This window comes from Breoghania corrubedonensis, from assembly GCF_003053845.1.
GTDB lineage: Bacteria > Pseudomonadota > Alphaproteobacteria > Rhizobiales > Stappiaceae > Breoghania > Breoghania corrubedonensis.
The window spans coordinates 1-18,129 of sequence record NZ_QAYG01000017.1 but is presented as its reverse complement, the minus strand read 5'-3'; the positions used below and the strand labels follow the sequence as shown (position 1 = coordinate 18,129).

Annotated in this window: 20 protein-coding genes; 14 read left to right on the top strand and 6 right to left on the bottom strand. The window is 63.3% G+C overall.

Going from position 1 to position 18,129, the window contains the following annotated elements; genetic code table 11:
• Both C8N35_RS23225 and C8N35_RS23220 read left to right on the top strand, forming a co-directional pair.
• Positions 1-462 carry a molybdenum cofactor biosynthesis protein MoaE gene (locus C8N35_RS23225; RefSeq protein ID WP_107992140.1) on the top strand — a complete coding sequence of 154 codons (462 nt, stop codon included), beginning with the start codon at positions 1-3 and terminating at the stop codon, positions 460-462.
• A gap of 175 nt (positions 463-637) precedes the next feature.
• Positions 638-1,879, top strand: a complete 1,242-nt coding sequence (locus tag C8N35_RS23220) for a multidrug effflux MFS transporter (RefSeq protein WP_210203666.1) — start codon at positions 638-640, stop codon at positions 1,877-1,879.
• Between the two features lie 111 nt (positions 1,880-1,990).
• On the opposite strand, the gene C8N35_RS23215 is transcribed toward C8N35_RS23220, so the two are convergent.
• Positions 1,991-2,890: a branched-chain amino acid aminotransferase gene (locus C8N35_RS23215; protein ID WP_107992139.1), complete on the bottom strand. Its 900-nt coding sequence runs from the start codon at positions 2,888-2,890 to the stop codon at positions 1,991-1,993.
• Between the two features lie 248 nt (positions 2,891-3,138).
• Between C8N35_RS23215 and C8N35_RS23210 the strand changes: the two genes are divergently transcribed.
• From C8N35_RS23210 to C8N35_RS23200, 3 genes are read left to right on the top strand one after another with little or no spacing between them, the layout of a single operon-like run.
• Positions 3,139-3,675, top strand: coding sequence for a MarR family winged helix-turn-helix transcriptional regulator (locus tag C8N35_RS23210; RefSeq protein ID WP_107992138.1), 537 nt, complete (start codon positions 3,139-3,141; stop codon positions 3,673-3,675).
• 31 nt (positions 3,676-3,706) lie between these two features.
• Positions 3,707-4,414, top strand: coding sequence for a response regulator (locus C8N35_RS23205; protein WP_107992137.1), 708 nt, complete (start codon positions 3,707-3,709; stop codon positions 4,412-4,414).
• A 7-nt stretch (positions 4,415-4,421) separates the two neighbouring features.
• Positions 4,422-5,846 (top strand): ATP-binding protein, encoded by a 1,425-nt coding sequence (locus C8N35_RS23200; protein ID WP_428977136.1) that lies wholly within the window; start codon positions 4,422-4,424, stop codon positions 5,844-5,846.
• 15 nt (positions 5,847-5,861) lie between these two features.
• Here C8N35_RS23200 and C8N35_RS23195 read toward each other — a convergent pair whose 3' ends face one another.
• From C8N35_RS23195 to C8N35_RS23180, 4 genes are all read right to left on the bottom strand, one after another.
• Complete coding sequence (locus tag C8N35_RS23195; protein WP_107992135.1) at positions 5,862-6,539, bottom strand: TetR family transcriptional regulator; 678 nt, start codon at positions 6,537-6,539, stop codon at positions 5,862-5,864.
• 73 nt (positions 6,540-6,612) lie between these two features.
• Positions 6,613-7,428, bottom strand: coding sequence for a pyrroline-5-carboxylate reductase (proC, locus tag C8N35_RS23190; RefSeq protein ID WP_107992134.1), 816 nt, complete (start codon positions 7,426-7,428; stop codon positions 6,613-6,615).
• Positions 7,425-7,925 carry a type III secretion system chaperone family protein gene (locus C8N35_RS23185; protein ID WP_107992133.1) on the bottom strand — a complete coding sequence of 167 codons (501 nt, stop codon included), beginning with the start codon at positions 7,923-7,925 and terminating at the stop codon, positions 7,425-7,427. Before C8N35_RS23185 ends, proC begins: the two co-directional genes overlap by 4 nt.
• A gap of 284 nt (positions 7,926-8,209) precedes the next feature.
• Positions 8,210-8,551 (bottom strand): accessory factor UbiK family protein, encoded by a 342-nt coding sequence (locus tag C8N35_RS23180; protein ID WP_107992132.1) that lies wholly within the window; start codon positions 8,549-8,551, stop codon positions 8,210-8,212.
• A gap of 280 nt (positions 8,552-8,831) precedes the next feature.
• Between C8N35_RS23180 and lgt the strand changes: the two genes are divergently transcribed.
• The 9 genes from lgt to ychF all read left to right on the top strand — a co-directional run bounded on the left by lgt (position 8,832) and on the right by ychF (position 17,542).
• Positions 8,832-9,680, top strand: coding sequence for a prolipoprotein diacylglyceryl transferase (gene lgt, locus C8N35_RS23175; RefSeq protein ID WP_107992131.1), 849 nt, complete (start codon positions 8,832-8,834; stop codon positions 9,678-9,680).
• Positions 9,677-10,783, top strand: coding sequence for a class I SAM-dependent methyltransferase (locus C8N35_RS23170; RefSeq protein ID WP_245926957.1), 1,107 nt, complete (start codon positions 9,677-9,679; stop codon positions 10,781-10,783). Before lgt ends, C8N35_RS23170 begins: the two co-directional genes overlap by 4 nt.
• Before the next feature lie 88 nt (positions 10,784-10,871).
• The gene (gene pgeF, locus C8N35_RS23165) at positions 10,872-11,642 is read left to right on the top strand and encodes a peptidoglycan editing factor PgeF (RefSeq protein ID WP_107992130.1); all 771 of its coding nucleotides are present in this window, start codon (positions 10,872-10,874) and stop codon (positions 11,640-11,642) included.
• Between the two features lie 3 nt (positions 11,643-11,645).
• Positions 11,646-12,797 carry a M24 family metallopeptidase gene (locus tag C8N35_RS23160; protein WP_107992129.1) on the top strand — a complete coding sequence of 384 codons (1,152 nt, stop codon included), beginning with the start codon at positions 11,646-11,648 and terminating at the stop codon, positions 12,795-12,797.
• Positions 12,798-12,959: 162 nt separating this feature from the next.
• On the top strand, positions 12,960-13,505 hold the full coding sequence (locus C8N35_RS23155) for a hypothetical protein (RefSeq protein WP_107992128.1): 546 nt from the start codon (positions 12,960-12,962) through the stop codon (positions 13,503-13,505).
• Positions 13,506-13,786: 281 nt separating this feature from the next.
• Positions 13,787-14,719, top strand: a complete 933-nt coding sequence (locus C8N35_RS23150; RefSeq protein ID WP_107992127.1) for a ribose-phosphate pyrophosphokinase — start codon at positions 13,787-13,789, stop codon at positions 14,717-14,719.
• A gap of 180 nt (positions 14,720-14,899) precedes the next feature.
• Positions 14,900-15,526: a 50S ribosomal protein L25/general stress protein Ctc gene (locus C8N35_RS23145; protein WP_107992126.1), complete on the top strand. Its 627-nt coding sequence runs from the start codon at positions 14,900-14,902 to the stop codon at positions 15,524-15,526.
• Between the two features lie 163 nt (positions 15,527-15,689).
• Positions 15,690-16,430 carry an aminoacyl-tRNA hydrolase gene (gene pth, locus C8N35_RS23140; RefSeq protein WP_107992125.1) on the top strand — a complete coding sequence of 247 codons (741 nt, stop codon included), beginning with the start codon at positions 15,690-15,692 and terminating at the stop codon, positions 16,428-16,430.
• A gap of 14 nt (positions 16,431-16,444) precedes the next feature.
• Positions 16,445-17,542 (top strand): redox-regulated ATPase YchF, encoded by a 1,098-nt coding sequence (ychF, locus tag C8N35_RS23135; protein ID WP_107992124.1) that lies wholly within the window; start codon positions 16,445-16,447, stop codon positions 17,540-17,542.
• Between the two features lie 73 nt (positions 17,543-17,615).
• On the opposite strand, the gene C8N35_RS24325 is transcribed toward ychF, so the two are convergent.
• The gene (locus C8N35_RS24325) at positions 17,616-18,005 is read right to left on the bottom strand and encodes a phospholipid-binding protein (protein WP_245926955.1); all 390 of its coding nucleotides are present in this window, start codon (positions 18,003-18,005) and stop codon (positions 17,616-17,618) included.
• Positions 18,006-18,129 lie beyond the last annotated feature (124 nt).

Genomic DNA, 18,129 nt, shown 5'->3' with positions numbered 1-18,129 from the left:
ATGTCGATCACCGTTCGCATCCAGCCCGACGATTTCGACCCTGCCGCCGAGGTCGCACAGTTGACCGAGGGACGGCCCGAAATTGGCGCCGTCGTCACGTTTACAGGTCTGTGCCGGGACGAAGAAGGCCGGCTTGCCGCACTGGAGCTAGAGCATTATCCCGGCATGGCCGAAGCGGAGATCCTCCGCATCGCGGAAGAGGCTGGCACCCGCTGGCCGCTTGAAGGCATCACGGTCATTCATCGACACGGCAAGCTGGCACCGGGCGCCAACATCGTTCTGGTGATTACCACCTCGTCCCACCGCACCGCGGCTTTTGAAGCGGCCGAGTTCCTGATGGATTACCTCAAGACCCGCGCGCCTTTCTGGAAAAAGGAGTGGCTGGCGGACGGAACCTCGGGCGAATGGGTCGAGGCCCGGGACCACGACGATACGGCCGCAGAGCGCTGGCAGACGGCCTGAAGAAGGTGCGTCTCCCGGCAGCCCCCATTGCGCTTCCGCGGCATCTGGTCGCGGCGCAATCGGCTGCTGTACATTAAGGCGATTCCCGATCCCGGTCCGACATCGAAAGCGGTGTCGGCCGGCCTTCTCACGCCCCGCCAAACGGATCCGGATCCGTTCTTGCAAGGACTTCCAGATGAGTTCGACACAATCGGACGCCCACGCGCGCCTCGGTATTCCCTACGCCGAATTCATCGCGTTCATCGCATCGCTGATGATGCTGAATGCGCTGGCAATCGATATCATGCTTCCCGCGCTGCCCGATATTGGCCGGGATCTCGGCGTGACGGACGAAAACGAGCGTCAGCTCATTCTCTCTGCCTATCTCATCAGCTTCGGCTTCGCGCAACTCATCTACGGCCCGCTCGCCGACCGCTTCGGCCGCAAGCCCGTCCTGCTGACCGGGCTCGCGGTGTATTTGCTGGCGAGCATTGCCGCCGCCATGGCACCGTCATTCGAGATGCTGCTGCTCGCCCGTTTCCTTCAAGGCATGGGCGCCGCGGCACCGCGCGTCCTCGCTTTCGCCATCGTACGCGACTGTTTCGAGGGCCGGCAGATGGCGCGGGTCATGTCGTTGACCATGATGGTGTTCATCCTGGTTCCGGTCATTGCCCCCAGCGTCGGCCAGTTGATGATCATGGCGGGCCACTGGCGCTGGATCTTCGGCTTGCTGACGCTTGGAAGCGCCGCCGTCATCGGATGGACGGCGCTGCGCATTCCCGAAACGCTGCACCCGGAAGACCGTGGCCGGCTGTCCATCGGCTCGATCCTGACCAACTACCGCATCACGCTGACGACCCGCCAGACACTCGGTTACATGATCGCGGTTGCGCTCATGTTCGGCGGCATGTTCGGATTTCTCAATTCCGCGCAGCAGATCATGGTCGATGTCTACGACACCGGCACCGCCTTTCCGCTGGTCTTTGCGGCGATCGCGCTTTCCATCGCCGTCGCCTCGATGCTCAATTCCCGCTTTGTCGTACGCCTCGGCATGCGTGTGATCGCGCATTACGCCCTCGCGTGCATGGTGGTCATCTACGTGATCCACGCCCTGATCGCCAATCTCGGGCTCGATTCGATCTGGACCTTCGCCCCCCTCATGGCGGCGGCCATGTGCTGTTTCGGCCTTCTGATGGCCAATCTCAACGCGCTTGCCATGGTACCCGTCGGACATATCGCCGGTTCCGCAGCCGCCGTGATCGGCTTCGTCGGGACGACCGGTGGCACCATTCCAGGCTATTTCATCGGCCAGGCCTTCAACGGCACCGTCATCCCCTTCACAACGGGCTTCGCGGTCCTGTCGATCCTGGCGTTCATCGTCGTCATGATCACCGAACGCGGGCGCATGTTCCGCCCCGGCGACAACCCGCATTCGTGAAACCCGCCTTGCCAAAGCAAGGCCTGCGAACGAAAAAATGGCCGTCCACGGTTCCCCGTGGACGGCCATTTTCGTTTTCGTGTGCCGTCGGCCAGTGGCCGCAGGGCGTTGTTATTCGGCCGCGATCGCGGCGGCACCGGCCGCGCGCACGCAGGCCTCGTAATCGTGCATCAACTGCTCCGAGATCCGGCCCGGCTTGAAGTGGTAGGGGCCAACCTCTGACACCGGCGTCACCTCTGCGGCCGTACCGGTCAGGAAGCACTCCTCGAAGCCTTCCAGCTCCTCCGGTGCGATCGCGCGCTCGATCACCTCGATGCCGCGAGCGCGAGCAAGACCGATGACCGTGCGGCGGGTGATCCCGTCGAGGAAGCAATGCGGCGTCGGCGTGTGAACGGCACCGTCCTTCACGAAGAAGATGTTCGCGCCCGTCGCCTCGGCGACATTGCCCTCCCAGTCGAGCATCACCGCATCGGCATAGCCCTTGTGTTCCGCAGCATGCTTGGACAGCGTGCAGATCATGTAGAGACCGGCGGCCTTGGCCTTGCACGGGATCGTGCGCGGATCAGGGCGGCGATATTCGGCAATATCAAGACGGATGCCCTTCAGCTTCTCCTCCGGCTTGAAGTAGCTCGGCCATTCCCAAACCGCGATCGCGATGTGGATCTTGTTCTGCTGGGCCGACACACCAAGCGCCTCGCTACCGCGCCAGGCGATCGGACGCACATAGGCTTCGGTCAGCTTCTCGCGCTTCAGCAGCTCGTTCGTGGCGGCGTTGATCTCGTCAGCCGTGAACGGGATTTCAAAATCCAGAATTCGGGCCGAGTTAATCAGACGCTCGGTGTGCGCCTCAAGCTTGAATACGTGGCCGGAATAGGCACGCTCGCCTTCAAACACAGCGCTCGCGTAGTGAAGTCCATGCGTCAGCACATGGATTTTCGCATCCGCAAACGGGATAAATTTCCCGTCGAACCAGATCTCACCGTTCATTTGGTCGAATGCAGGCCCGGCCATTTCCTCTACTCCAACGTTCTTAGGTTGTTACGGCCCTTGCGAGCCTGACTGCGTTGCAATGTCCGCCCCGACATCGGCGCTAAAGGCGTCCCCACAGGTGGCAGCTTTGCGTCGCAGCGAAAGTATCGATATCTTCTCCCCGTGCTGATCCGCCCGAAAGCAACGGATCGAACCATGGCGCGGGGGAAACGTTCATTCGTTTCGTCGAGGCCGCCTTCTGTGTAACAATCGGTCCAAAATAAGTCAATATGGCTGACGTAAATTTCAACGCGACTAAAACTTGGGCGAACGCCGCCCTGTCCGAAGGCACGGGAAACGGCCCGCAGGATCCCGAGCAGCTGCACTACGAGCTGATCGAACTGCTGTTTTTCGCGTATCGTGACTTCGTGTCGGATCCGGATGCGATCCTGGCCAAATACAATTTTGGACGGGCGCATCACCGCGTCCTCCATTTCGTCTCTCGCAATCCCGGCATCCGGGTCACCGAGCTGCTGGACATATTGAAGATCACCAAGCAGAGCCTGGGCCGCGTGCTGAAGCAGCTGGTCGATGACGGCTTCATCGAACAGCGCACCGGTTTGCAGGACAGGCGTCAGCGGCTACTCTATCCCACGCAAAAGGGAGAGACCCTGAGCCACCAGTTGTCGGTTCCGCAATCGTTGCGGTTGGAAAAGGCCATGAGCGAGCTGCCGGAGGGAGGACGCGAGATAGCGCGGCAGTTCCTGTATCGCATCATCAACGAACCGGAACGCCCGCACGTCGCCCGCCTTGCCGGCAAGAAGTGACCCGGCAGACGCGCGAGGAAAACAGAAAACGATGCAAGCGCAAAACCGTTCCGTCCCCGCTGACGATGCCGCCCATCTGCTGATCGTCGACGACGACAACCGCATCCGCACGCTCCTCTCGCGGTTTCTGGCGGAGCACGGCTACCGTGTGAGCCTCGCCGCGTCGGCCGCGGAAGCACGGGGGCGACTGCGTGGGCTCGATTTCGACCTGCTGATCCTCGACGTGATGATGCCCGGCGAAAGCGGCTTCGATCTCGCCCAGGCCATTCGCCAGAGCTCCCAGGTCCCGATCCTCATGCTGACGGCGCGCTCGGAATCAGACGATCGCATCCACGGTCTCGAACTTGGCGCCGACGATTATCTGGCGAAGCCCTTCGAGCCTCGGGAACTTCTGCTTCGCATCAACAATATCCTGAAGCGCGAGCGCTCGACCGACCCCGAGCCGCTGCGGGAGATCCGCTTCGGCCCCTACGTCTTCCAGACCGACCGCATGGAGTTGAAGTGCGGCGACGAGCTCGTGCGCCTGACGGACCGCGAAAAGCAGATCCTGACGATATTCGCGGAAAGGCGGGGCGAGACGGTTCCGCGCCACATGATCGTTGGAGGCGAGATCGGCAAGGGCGAACGCACCGCCGACGTGCAGATCAACCGTCTGCGCAGAAAGATCGAGACGGATCCGTCCAACCCGTTGTATCTCCAGACGGTGCGCGGGATCGGTTACCGCCTCCTCATCGATTGACCCATTCATGAACCCGGCCGGCGACAGCACCAAGATCGCGGAAAGATTACGTGCATTCGCCAGCGCCGCACGTCGGATGAACGTCCTGCCCTCCCTGCTCCGCCCCTATCGCATCTTCGCGCAATGGCTGCGCCGCCACATGCCCAAGGGCCTGTTCCCGCGCACCATCCTCATCATCGTCGTACCGATGCTGCTGCTGCAGTCTCTAATGGCGTTTCTGTTCATGCAGAAGCACTGGGAGACAGTCACCGAGCGCCTGTCGCAGGCGGTCGTGGGGGAGATCGCGTCGGTGATCTCGGTCATCGAGTCCTATCCCCAGGACCCTGACTTCGAGACCATCACCCGTATCGCGGGCAAGGACCTGAAGCTCTCCATCTCCGTCCTGCCGCCAGCCCCCCTGCCTTCTCCCCGGCCCAAGCCCTTTTTCTCGCTTCTGGATCGCGCGCTCAGTGAGGAAATCCGGATACAGATCGGCCGCCCGTTCTGGATCGATACGGTGGGCCGCTCGCAGTTCGTCGAGATCCGCATCCAGCTCAAGCACAACGTGCTGCGGGTGATCACGCGGCGCAGCCAGACCTATGCCTCCAACTCCCACATCTTTCTGGTCTGGATGGTTTCGACGTCTCTCGTGCTGCTGACGGTCGCCCTGCTGTTCCTGCGCAACCAGATCCGCCCGATCCAGCATCTCGCCAACGCAATGGAAAGCTTCGGCAAGGGACATTCGGTGGAGAGTTTCCGGCCGCGCGGCGCGGAAGAGGTGCGACGCGCTTCCGCCGCCTTCCAGCGCATGAGCCGGCGTATCGAGCGCCAGATCGAGCAGCGCACGATCATGCTGGCCGGCGTCAGCCACGACCTGCGCACCATCCTGACCCGTTTCCGTCTGCAACTGGCGCTGATCGGAGACAACGAGGAAACAGAAGACCTCAAGCGCGATATCGAGGAAATGAACTCGATGCTGGAGGCCTACCTCGCCTTCGCCAGGGGCGACGGAGACGAGATCCCGTCCGAGGTGGACATAGCGCTGATGATCGAGGATCTGGAGGCGGATGCGGAGACTGCGGGCGCCAAGGCCTCATCGAGCTTCACAGGCAAGCCGGTTGCCCGGGTGAAGGCCAGCGCCTTTCGCCGTTGCCTGACGAACCTCGTCGCGAATGCCGCACGCCACGGAAAATGCGTGGAGATTTCCGGCTGTCACGAGCATGGCTGGCTGACCATCACTGTTGATGATGACGGCCCGGGCATTCCCGAAGAGGATCGCGAAAACGCCTTCAGGCCCTTTCACAGGTTCGACGAGGCACGCAACCTCGATGCGACGGGCACGGGGTTGGGGCTGACGATCGCCCGCGACATCGCGCGCGGTCACGGCGGAGACCTGACGCTAAGGGAAAGTCCGATGGGCGGCCTGCGCGCGGAGCTTCGCGTACCCGACTGAGGCGGCAGCGGGCGGTCAGACCTCGGCCGCGGCCCCGGGTTCGTGCCTGGCGGCCCTTGATCCCGCGTCCGCCCGTTTGCCGCGCTGCGCGAAGGCGCGCCTGAAGGGCGCGAACCAGCGGTCTGCCCGATCGATCCGTCCGAGAATGTCTGCGCCCCGCTTCAGTTCGCGATCGAGCGCCGCCATGGTGCTGGCCTTGCCCGGATCCTCATCCTTGAGCCAGACGCGCATAACCTTGAGATAGGCCACGACCAGAGCCTGGGTGAGAGCAAGTCCGCGTACACCGCTTGCGTTGATACCGGCGGCCGTCAGCATCCAGCGCTGCGACGTCAGGGCGAGTGAATTGAGCTCCGCGGCAAAGACCGGATCCCTGCGGGCGGAGCGCCCGATCGCTTGCAGCGCGTTCTTGTAGGGCTCCAGCGCATCGAGCCGACGCATCAACACGTCGAACAACCGGTCGAGCGCCGGTTCATCGGCGATCTCGGGATCGCAACCGTCGAGCACCTCGGCGTCGATGCGGCGATAAAATTCGGCGAGGATCGCCATGCGCCCGTCATAGGCCTTGCGCAAGGCGGACGGCTTGATGCCGGCGCGCTCGGCCACCGCCGCCATCGTCACTTCCGGCCAGGGCCGCTCTGCAACGAGCCCCATGAAAGCTTCGAGAATGGACTTGCGCGTCTTTTCCGTCGTCATGGCAGGCACCTCCGTTTGTCCACAGATAGGCCCGCACCATGACGATTGAAAGGCTTTGCCGAAAACGGAGGCCTCAGCCCAGTTCGCGCGACCGCTCGGCCGCAGCCTTGACCGCCGCGTCGAGCAGCGGCTGGAAACCGTCATCCGCCATCAGCACGGAAAGCGCCGCAGCCGTGGTGCCGCCCGGAGACGTCACGTTCTTGCGCAAGGTGCCGGCATCCAGATCGGAGCGATACAGAAGTTCACCGGCACCGGCGACTGTCTGACGGGCGAGCGTGTCGGCGAGATCGGCGGGAAGGCCCGCCTTGCGTCCGGCTTGCGCCAGGCATTCGGCCAGAAGAAAGACATAGGCCGGACCGGAGCCGGAGACCGCCGTAACGGCGTCCATTTCGCCTTCATCGTCAAGCCAGGCGACCGCGCCGATACCCGAAAGGAGCTCCTCGACGAGATGCTTCTGGTCGGCGGATACGGCAGGATTTGCGAAAAGCGCCGTCATGCCGCGAGCGACCTGTGCCGGAGTGTTGGGCATGGCACGCACCACCGGCACCGCGCCGAAGGCCGCTTCGAAGGTCGCGATCGCCTTCCCCGCGGCAATGGAAACGACGAGTGTTTGCGCCCCGACAATCGGCTTCAACGGCCCCAGCACATCGGCCATCATCTGCGGCTTGACCGCAATGAGGACGACACCCGGCGTCAGGTCGCCCGAGGCGGCCGCGATGTGACGGATGCCCTTTGCGGCGAGAAGTGCCGCCATCTCATCGCAAGGCCTGGGATCGCAAACGACGATGGCGGCAGGGTCGATCCCCTGCTCGATCCACCCCGAGAGCATGGCGCCGCCCATCTTGCCGGCACCGACAAGAAGCAACGGACTGGTTTTCGTGAGTTTCATGCTTCGCCGACTGTCTCGAACATGACCGACTCCAGCGCCTCCCCGGCGCTCTTGCCGGCCCAAACAACAAACTGGAACGCCTGATAGTAGCGCTCGCAGGACTCTAGCGCGTTGGATAACAGACCCTCGATCTGCTCCGCCGTCGCCTCCGCGCCCCCCGCCAGAAGCAAGGCCTGGCGGAAGATGACAACGCCTTCCCGGTTCCACAGATCGAAATGCCCCATCCAGAGCTGTTCGTTGACCAGTGCGAGAAGACGGACGACTTCCGTGCGCCGCGCTTCCACGACCTTCAGATCGAAGGCGCACGCCAGGTGCAGGGCTTCCAAATCCTCCATCCAGGAGAAGGAAACGTGGTAATCGCACCAGTGGGCGGCCACCGAGATCGTGATCTCATCCTCACCGGAGCGCTCGAACGCCCAGTCGTTGATCGCAGCGATCTGTTCGATGGTGTCGACGGGATTGGATTGCCGGTCGGCTTCGATTTCGATCAGGCTCATGAGCGGTCCTCGCGCCTGGCGTCTGAAAGGGCCAACTCGTGCCGCCATAGCGGGCTTGAGTGCCCAGTCAGGCTGAGTTTGGAAGATATCAACCTACAGGGCCGAAATCATTCCGGGTGATCCCGCATCGCTTTTCATCGTGCGAATTATGACAATCGTACGACTATATCTGCGAATCTACCTTTGAAATCAGTATAGATCGATAATGGCGCACTGCGAAATCATTCATTTCAAGAGCACGCGGGATAAATTGTGGAGAAGCTTCGCGGCAACCGGCGCGACGCTCAGGACGCCTCCGCGTCCTTGCCGCCGGAACGACGCGTCGACGATGTCTTGGCGGCCGTCTTGCCCGCTGCCTTCGCCGCCGGATCCCCGGCCTGACCAAGAGTCTTTTCCAGAGCTTCCACGCGCGCGGAAAGCGCATCCGCTTCCTCGCGGGCCCGGGCGGCCATTTCCTTCACCGCTTCGAATTCCTCGCGCGAAACGACATCCATGTCGGCGAGAAAACGTTCGGCCTGTGCGCGGAAGGCGGTTTCCACCTCACGCCGCATTCCTTGGGCGACGCCGGCGGCATCCGTCATCATCTTGGCAAAATCATCAAAGAGACGATTGTTGGACTGGGTCATGGCGGGCTCCTTGGCCTTCGGCGATGCTGTCCGGGCCACGTACCTGGATCTCCAAGCGGAGATCACCGGATCGGGCGCGCCGGACCTGTTCCTGAACGAGTTCGCTAATAGGTAAGTCTGTTTGCATCGCACTGCAACAGCCGCTTACTTGTCGAAATCCCGCCACGACCGTCCGCCAGCTCTCTTGACGAGGCCGCTTCGAATGACCAACGTCCCGCGCGAACCGGACGGGAGCCCCCGCCGGACACCCCCGCCGGCCGCCAAAGGCAGATGACGCCCGATGCCCCTGTTCGTCCTCCCCTATCCCGCCATCGATCCGGTTCTTGTCGAACTCGGCCCCTTTGCCATTCGCTGGTATGCGCTGGCTTACATCGTCGGCATCCTGCTCGCCTGGCGTTACATGACGCGCCTCGTCCACAACGACCGCCTGTGGCAAGCGACGCCCCGTCCTTCCGCCGCCGACATCGACGATTTCGTTCTCTGGGCGACATTCGGCATCGTGTTGGGAGGGCGCCTGGGCTACGTGCTGATCTACAACCTGCCCTATTTCATGGAGCACCCGGCCGAGATTTTTCACGTCTGGCAGGGCGGCATGTCCTTTCACGGCGGGTTTCTCGGCACGGTCGTGGCGATGGTCGTGTTCGCGCGGCTGCGCAAGGTCCCGATGCTCACGCTGTTCGATCTCGCCGGCACGGCCGCCCCGATCGGCCTGTTTTTCGGGCGTATTGCAAACTTCATCAATGGCGAACTCTGGGGACGGGTCACCGATGTGCCATGGGCAATGGTGTTTCCCGGCGCAGGCCCCCTGCCACGCCACCCCAGCCAGCTCTACGAGGCCACGCTGGAAGGCATCGTTCTCTTCCTCGTGATGCGGCTTCTGAGCCACCGCTTCGCCATGCTGCAAAAGCCGGGCTTCATCGCCGGCGCCTTTGCCGCGAGCTATGGCATCGCCCGCCTGATCGGCGAACGTTTTCGTATGCCCGACGAGCAGATCGGCTTTCTCTCCTTCGGCACGACCATGGGCATGCAGCTTTCCCTGCCGATGATCGTCGCCGGCGCGGCGCTGATGCTCTGGGCCATTCGGCGACGCCCGACACCCGACAATCGCGCAAAGGAGAGGAAAGCGTGAGCGAGACACCGCTCAAGGCACGCATCCGCGCCCTTGTCGAGAAGACGGGGCCGATCAGCGTCGCGGACTATATGGGCATATGCCTCGCCGATCCGGAACACGGCTACTACATGCGCCGCGAGCCATTCGGCGCGAAGGGAGACTTCACCACGGCCCCCGAGGTGAGCCAGATATTCGGCGAACTGATCGGCGCGTGGAGCCTTGAGACGTGGGCAGGTCTAGGTCGCCCCGCCCCGGTCAATCTCGTGGAGCTTGGTCCCGGCCGCGGCACGCTGATGGCCGACATGCTGCGGGTTGCCCGCCTCGATCCCGGCTTTTGCGCGGCGGCGCGCGTCCATCTCGTGGAAACGAGCCCGCGCCTGAGGACAACGCAGGAAGAGACCCTCGCCGGAGCCCCCTTGCCCGTCACCTGGCACGAGAACCTCGCAAGCGTGCCGCAAGGCCCGATGGTCCTTGTCGCAAACGAGTTCTTCGATGCCCTTCCGATCCATCAATACGTCCTCACGCAGGGCAGCTGGCACGAACGCGTCGTCGGGCTGGATCCGGCCCGCGATGACCTCGCTTTTGCCGCAGGGCCGGGCCGGCTTGATACCGTTGGCCTCGACGGCAGGATCGCCAACCCGGGCGCCCATGGCGTCGGCGATGGCGCCATTCTGGAAACCCAGCCGCTCGCCAACGCGATCGCCATGGAGATCTCCACCCGGCTCAGGCAAGGCGGCGGCGGCGCCCTGGTGATCGATTATGGCTACGAACGCACAGAGATTGGCGACACCCTGCAAGCGCTGGAACGCCATACCTTCGCCGACCCGCTCGCCCACCCCGGCGAGGCGGACATCACCGCCCATGTGAACTTCGAGGCACTGGCGCGCGCCGCGCGCGAAGCAGGAGCCGCCCCCCACGGCCCGATGACCCAGGGCGATTTTCTCATCGCGCTCGGCTTGCTGGAACGCGCCGGCCACCTCGGCGCGGGCAAGGATACGACCGTTCAGGAACGCATTCGCGACGATGTCGAGAGGCTCGCCGGCCCCGACCAGATGGGAACCCTCTTCAAGGTACTGGCGCTCACCTCCGGCTGCGCGACACCCCGCCCCTTTCCAAACTAGCTCCCCAGAAACCCGCAGCGTTTGACAGCGACCGCATCGCACCGCAGGATCGCTGGCCGCGGTTTTTTCAATTATCGAGAGGCCATCGATGATTTCCGCAACCGACCTTGCCGACCTGCCTGGCATCGACCACGGCTTTTTCACCCGCAATGGCGGGGTCTCGGACGGCGTTTACCAAAGCCTGAATATCGGTCTCGGCTCCGACGACGAGCGTGCGCGGGTGGAGGAAAACCGTGCGCGCATCGCCCGCACCTTCGATCTCGCCCCGGAAAGGCTCGTCAGCCCCTACCAGCATCATTCGGCGGATGCGGTGACCGTGCGCGAGCCATGGGCGCCGGGCAAAGGTCCGAAGGCGGATGCGATGGTCACCGACGAGCCCGGCATCCTGCTCGGCATCTCCACTGCCGACTGCGGCCCTGTCCTCTTTGCCGACCCGCATGCGCGCGTCATCGGTGCCGCCCATGCCGGCTGGCGCGGTGCGCTCACCGGCATCCTCGAAGCGACGATAGAGGCGATGGTGGCGCTCGATGCCGAGCGCGACCGCATCATCGCCGTCCTCGGCCCGACGATCTCGGCAACGGCCTACGAGGTCGGCGCGGAATTCGTCGAGCGCTTCACGCAAGCCGGTGACGGCAACAACATCTATTTCAAGCCGAACGGCAAGCCGGGGCACGCTCTGTTCGACCTGCCCGGCTATATCGTCGACCGGCTGGAGCGCTCGGGCATCGCGCGGGCGTCATCGCTCGGCCGATGCACTTACATCGAAGAGGAAGATTTCTTTTCCTATCGCCGCATGACCCATCGCGGCGAAGGCGACTACGGTCGGCAGATCTCTGCGATATGTATCCGGGAGGGCTAGAAGATGGCGCTGCATTTCGAGCGAAGCGAATTCGGCGATCGCCTCCAGAAGGTGCTCATCGAAATGAAGGCGCGGAAGTTCGATGCAATGCTGCTCTTCGCTCCGGAAAGCCATTTCTGGCTGACCGGCTATGACACGTTCGGCTTCTGCTTCTTTCAATGCCTGATCTTGAAGAAGGACGGCAGCTTCGTGCTGCTCACCCGGGCACCGGACCTGCGCCAGGCACACCACACCTCGATCATCGATGACATCCGCATATGGGTGGATCGCGGCGAGGGCTCACCCGTCGGCCAGTTGAAGGACCTGCTTTTCGATCTGGACCTGCTGGGCTCGGAGCTGGGAGTGGAATACGACACGCACGGACTGTCGGGACGCAATTCCCGCCTGCTCGACGAATCGCTGCGCTCGTTTGCCGAACTCCATGACGCATCCGATCTCATCCCCCGCCTGCGCGTCGTCAAGAGCCCGGCCGAGATCGCCTATGTCCGCAAGGCGGCGGAGCTTGCCGACGAAGCCTACCGGGCGGGCGAAGCCGAGATCAGGGCCGACGCCGACGAAGGCCGGATTCTGGCCGCCATGCAAGGCGCGGTCCTGGCCGGCGGCGGCGACTATCCGGGCAACGAATTCGTGATCGGCTCCGGCATGGATGCACTTTTGTGCCGCTACAAGAGCGGCCGGCGTCAACTCGGCGCGAAGGACCAGCTCACACTGGAATTTGCTGGCGTCTACCGCCACTACCACGTCGCGCTGATGCGCACGGTGCTGACCGGCGAAGCGACACCACGCCATATCGAACTGCATGAAGCCGCGACTGCCGCCCTGCGGAAGGTGGAAACGGTCATGCGCCCGGGCAACACATTCGGAGATGTCTTCGAGGCCCATGCAAGCGAAATGGACCGGCGGGACCTGATGCACCACCGTCTGAACGCCTGCGGCTATTCTCTGGGTGCCCGCTTCGCGCCGTCCTGGATGGACTGGCCGATGTTCTATCGGGGCAACAAGGTGGAAATCGTGCCCAACATGGTGCTGTTCGCGCACATGATCCTGATGGATTCGGAGACAAATACCGCGATGACACTGGGTTGTACCTACCTGACAAGCGACGACGCTCCGCTGCCGCTGTCCGAGCTCTCGCGCGATCTGACGATACGATAGGCAAGCTGTGGCTGGATTCCTCCGTCAAATGCGGCTAGAGCAGACCCACGAAGTCCTCCGGATCGGATGATGGAAACGGTTGCTCAACCCTTTCGCAGGCATCTGGGACGCGGGTTGATGCGACGGCGGGCGAGGCAGACAGATGACAGGTTGCGAGCTGGTATGAACGAGCGACGTTTCTTTCCGTTCCTGCGCACCACGGCACTGCTTGCAGGCCTTCTGGCGCTCGCCGGATGCGGCGGCACCGTACCGCCGGCTCTCGTCGGCACCGCAGCCGCCCCCCAGAGCCACAGCTCCCAGACCGGCCGCCCGGCAGCCCCCCCCGTTCCCGCCAGCCAGGCGACCTTCGCCTTTGAGCCTTTCGTCGGCGTGCCGGGCAACACCGCCGATTCGCTTTCCCGCCGTATCGGTGAAGAAGCCAAGGCACAGGGCCTGACGATCGTGCGCCGCATCGGCGCACCTGCGACCTACCGCGTCAAAGGCCATCTGTCGGCGGTGGGCGACAATTCCTCGTCAACCGTCATCTACGTATTCGACGTCTACGACGCCAACGGCAACCGTCTCCACCGCTTCTCCGGTCAGGAGACCTCCAACGAAACAAGTGCCGACCCTTGGAGCGGTATCGATGGCAACGCGCTCGACTTGCTCGCCAAGCGCACTGTCATGGCGCTTCAATCGTGGTTGACGAGCGCACCTGACGGACAATAAGCCAGATGTCCTGCCTGATGTCCTGAACGCATCGCGCGATGCGCAGTCCCTGGTCCGGGAAACGTTTTGCGCAAAAACCGCTGCTGACGGCCATCCGGCAGTTGTCGCGGCGCGTCGGCGTTGCTAAAACGCCGCCGCCCGGACAGATCGCAAGCCGCCGTCGGGCCCGCTGACCCGATCCGCTCGAGCGACAAGCGCCCTGAGCCGTAATCGTATTTCCCGCCTGTTCGAATACAGGCGTCCTGGACCTCGAATTTAGCGTAACAAGAAGGAACGCGAGCATGAAACTCGTCGCGGGCAACTCCAACCGGGCATTGGCGGAAGAAATTTCCGGCTATCTCGACGTCCCGTTGGCGCAGTGCCAGGTACGACGCTTTGCCGATCAGGAAATCTTCATCGAGATCCAGGAGAACATGCGCGGCGAGGATGCCTTCATCCTCCAGTCGACAAGCTATCCCGCGAACGATCACCTGATGGAACTGCTGATCCTGATCGATGCACTGCGCCGCTCCTCCGCGCGCCGCATCACTGCGGTTTTGCCCTATTTCGGCTACGCCCGTCAGGATCGCAAACCCGGCCCGCGCACGCCGATCTCGGCCAAGCTCGTCTCCAACCTGATCACACACGCCGGTGCCGACCGCGTTCTCACCCTCGATCTCCATGCCGGCCAGATCCAGGGTTTCTTCGACATCCCCACCGACAACCTGTTCGCCGCTCCTGTCATGACCCGCGACATCAAGGAGCGCTACGTGCAGGGCAACCTGATGGTCGTCTCGCCCGATGTGGGCGGCGTGGTCCGCGCGCGCGCGCTTGCCAAGCGCATCGATGCGCCGCTGGCCATCGTCGACAAGCGCCGCGAACGTCCAGGTGAGTCGGAAGTCATGAATATCATCGGCGATGTCGCCGGTCGCGACTGCATCCTCGTCGATGACATCGTCGATTCCGGCGGCACGCTGTGCAACGCCGCCGACGCGCTTCTCGCCAAGGGCGCGACCTCGGTCACCGCCTACATCACCCACGGCGTGCTTTCGGGCGGCGCGGTGGCGCGCATCGCCGCCTCGCGGCTGAAAGAACTGGTCATTACCAATTCCATCGAGCCGACGGCTGCCGTCGTGTCCGCCCCCAACATCCGGGTGATCTCGATTGCGCCGCTGATGGGCGAAGCGGTCAATCGCACGGCATTGGAAAAGTCGGTTTCCAGCCTGTTCAACTGACCAGACGCCCCGCGGCGCGACCGCGGGGCCGCCGGGGCGTTGAACCCGCGCGGATGCTTGCCCTTTCGGCTGCGCTCCTGTATAGCAGCGGCCACGCGCCTACCCCCCTGGAGGAAGCGCGGAACGGAGGCCGATCGTTCGGCCTCTTTTTCTTGAAAGAACCACTTGAGGAGACGAGCCATGGCTCAGACCTATGAGCTTCAGGCCACGTTGCGCGAGCGTGTGGGAAAGGGGTCCGCACGGGCACTTCGCCGCGACGGCAAGATTCCGGCCGTGATTTACGGCGGCAACAAAGATCCCCTTCCGATCGCGATCGATTCCAAGGAAACCACGCTGAAGCTTCACAGCGGCGGTTTCATGACGCAGGTCGCAACCATCGATGTCGACGGCAAGAAGGAACGCGTCCTGGCACGCGACTACCAGCTTGACCCCGTCCGCGACTTCCTGGTCCACGTCGACTTCCTGCGCATCAGCGCGAGCACGCGCCTGACCGTCGACGTGCCGGTGCACTTCATCAACGAAGAGACCTCGCCCGGCATCAAGCGCGGCGGCGTTCTCAACGTCGTGCGCCATACGGTCGAACTGGAGTGCCCGGCTTCCGATATTCCGGAAGCCATCACGATCGACCTTGCGGGTCTCGACATCAATGACTCCGCGCACATTTCGTCGGTCGACCTGCCGAAGAACGTGACGCCGGCCATCACCGACCGCGATTTCACGATCGCCACGATCGCCGCACCCGCAGGTCTCAAGGAAGAGCTGAAGGGCGAGGGCGGCGAAGAAGCAGGCGAAGCAGAGGCCGAATAAGCCCTCGCGCCTACCTGTCGCAAAGATCGAACACGTTCCGAGGGGCGGCCCGCCGCCCCTCGTTGCCTTTTCAAAACGGCTTCGTTTCGGGCCGTTGTGACAAGGGAACGCGCGGCACTCTCGCCCGCCGGCACCGGATATCCACCGATCCAGGGAGACAGCCATGCTTGTCATTGTCGGGCTCGGCAATCCCGGAACCCAATACGCGAAGAACCGCCACAATATCGGTTTCATGGCGGTCGACGCGATTCATCGCCGCAATCCCTCGTTCACCCCGTGGCGCAAGCGCTTCCAGGCGGAAACCTCCGAAGGCAATCTCGCCGGCGAGAAGGTCATCCTCCTCAAACCGCAGACCTACATGAACGAAAGCGGTCAGGCGGTCGGCGCCGCCATGCGCTTCTTCAAGCTCTCCCCGTCCGATATCACGGTGCTCTACGACGAACTCGATCTCGTTCCCGGGAAGGTCAAGATCAAGGTCGGCGGCGGTTCGGGTGGCCATAACGGCATCAAGTCGATCGATGCGCATATCGGCAAGGACTACCGCCGCGTACGCCTTGGCATCGGTCACCCAGGCTCCAAGGAACGCGTCACAGGCTATGTTCTGGGCGATTTCGCGAAGGTTGATCAGGACTGGCTGGAGCCGCTGCTCGACACGGTGGCCGACAACGCGGACCTCCTCGTTCACAGCAATGACGGCGAGTTCATGAACCGCGTCCACAAGGCGGTGACGGGCAAGGGCGACAACATGCCGGAAGGCTCCACGCCTGCCGGAAGGCCAAAAGCGGCCAGGACCGGCCAGAGCCACATCCGCCAGGCGCGGACGAAAGCGAAACCGGAAATGCCGAAGGAAGGCCCGCTTGCGGCCATGCTCAAGGGGCTGCTGGGCTCCAAGGACAGCAATTAGAGAAAGACGAAACGATGGGTTTCAAGTGCGGTATCGTCGGGCTCCCGAATGTGGGCAAATCCACCCTGTTCAACGCGCTGACCAGGACAGCCGCAGCGCAGGCGGCGAACTATCCCTTCTGCACCATCGAGCCGAATACCGGCGACGTGGGGGTGCCAGATCCGCGCATGACAAGCATCGCGGCAATCGCCGGTTCTGCCAATATCATCCCGACACGGCTTTCCTTTGTCGACATCGCCGGCCTCGTGCGTGGCGCCTCCAAGGGAGAAGGGCTCGGCAACCAGTTCCTCGCCAATATCCGCGAGGTCGACGCCATTGCCCATGTGCTGCGCTGCTTCGATGACGGCGACATCACCCATGTGGAAGGCCGCATCGACCCGGTAGCGGATGCCGATACCGTGGAAACGGAGCTGATGCTCTCCGATCTCGAGAGCCTGGAGCGGCGTGTCGTCCCGCTGCGCAAGAAGGCCCAGAGCGGGGAGAAAGAAGCGAAAATTCAGGTCACACTGATGGACGCGGTGCTCGAGCTGCTGCGCGAAGGCAAGCCCGCCCGGAGGCTCGACGTGTCGAAGGAAGACCGGCCGGCCTTTGACGCCCTTAACCTGCTGACCTCCAAGCCGGTGCTTTACGTCTGCAACGTCGATGAGGCGTCCGCCGGCACCGGCAACGCCTATTCCGATGCGGTCAGGGCAAAGGCTGAAGCCGAGGGCGCCGGCGCCGTCATCATATCCGCAGCCATCGAGGCGGAAATCGCCCAGCTCGATGACACCGAAGCACGCGAGTACATGGAGAGCATGGGGCTCCACGAGCCCGGCCTCGACCGCCTGATCCGCGCCGGCTATGAGCTGCTTGGCCTGATCACCTATTTCACGGCCGGTCCGAAGGAGACGCGGGCCTGGACGATCACGGATGGCACAAAGGCGCCTCAGGCCGCCGGCGTCATCCATACGGATTTCGAACGCGGCTTCATCCGCGCCCAGACCATCGCCTTTGACGACTACGTCGCCTGCAAGGGCGAAGTGGGCGCGAAGGATGCCGGCAAGGCCCGCGACGAGGGCAAGGAATACGTGGTCAAGGACGGCGACGTGATGCTGTTCAAGTTCAACACGTAAAAATGCCGGCCGGTTTCTTGTCGTAGGAACGCAAGCCTGCGATCACGGCCAGGGCCCGTTTCGCGCGACCGCTTTACGGATAGCGACGGCTTGCGGTCGCGCGCGCCAGCACCTTGCCCGCGGCGTCGCGAGCCTCGGCCGTCCATTCGTAGGTGTGCCGGCCGCCCGGCGGGCATGGGCTCAGATACCTGAACGCCCCGGCCGCGATCGTCGCCTTGCCCGAATAGCGCACCTTGCCACCCCCGTGGGGATAGGCGGGCACGGCCAGATCCTTCATGCGAAACCGGATCGTCGCGGTCCCTTTGGGCACGCTGCGCAGCTTGAATATCGGACTGGGCACAGAACCGGGGCGCCCTGTGGTGCATTTCGGGATATGGCCCCAGTTGAAGGAAAAATCGAAGGCCGAAGCCTGACCGGCCCACAAGACAGCGACGGCGGTGACAAGCGATGCGGCAACGCGCATGGGGCAATTCCTCCGGCAGGCAGCACATGAAGTCAGTGACCTCCACCCGAGGTGGAGGTTTGAAACGCTGCGCTTGAACCACTGGAAGTGGTTTTGTTAGCGCCTAGTAGCTACGATTGAACAG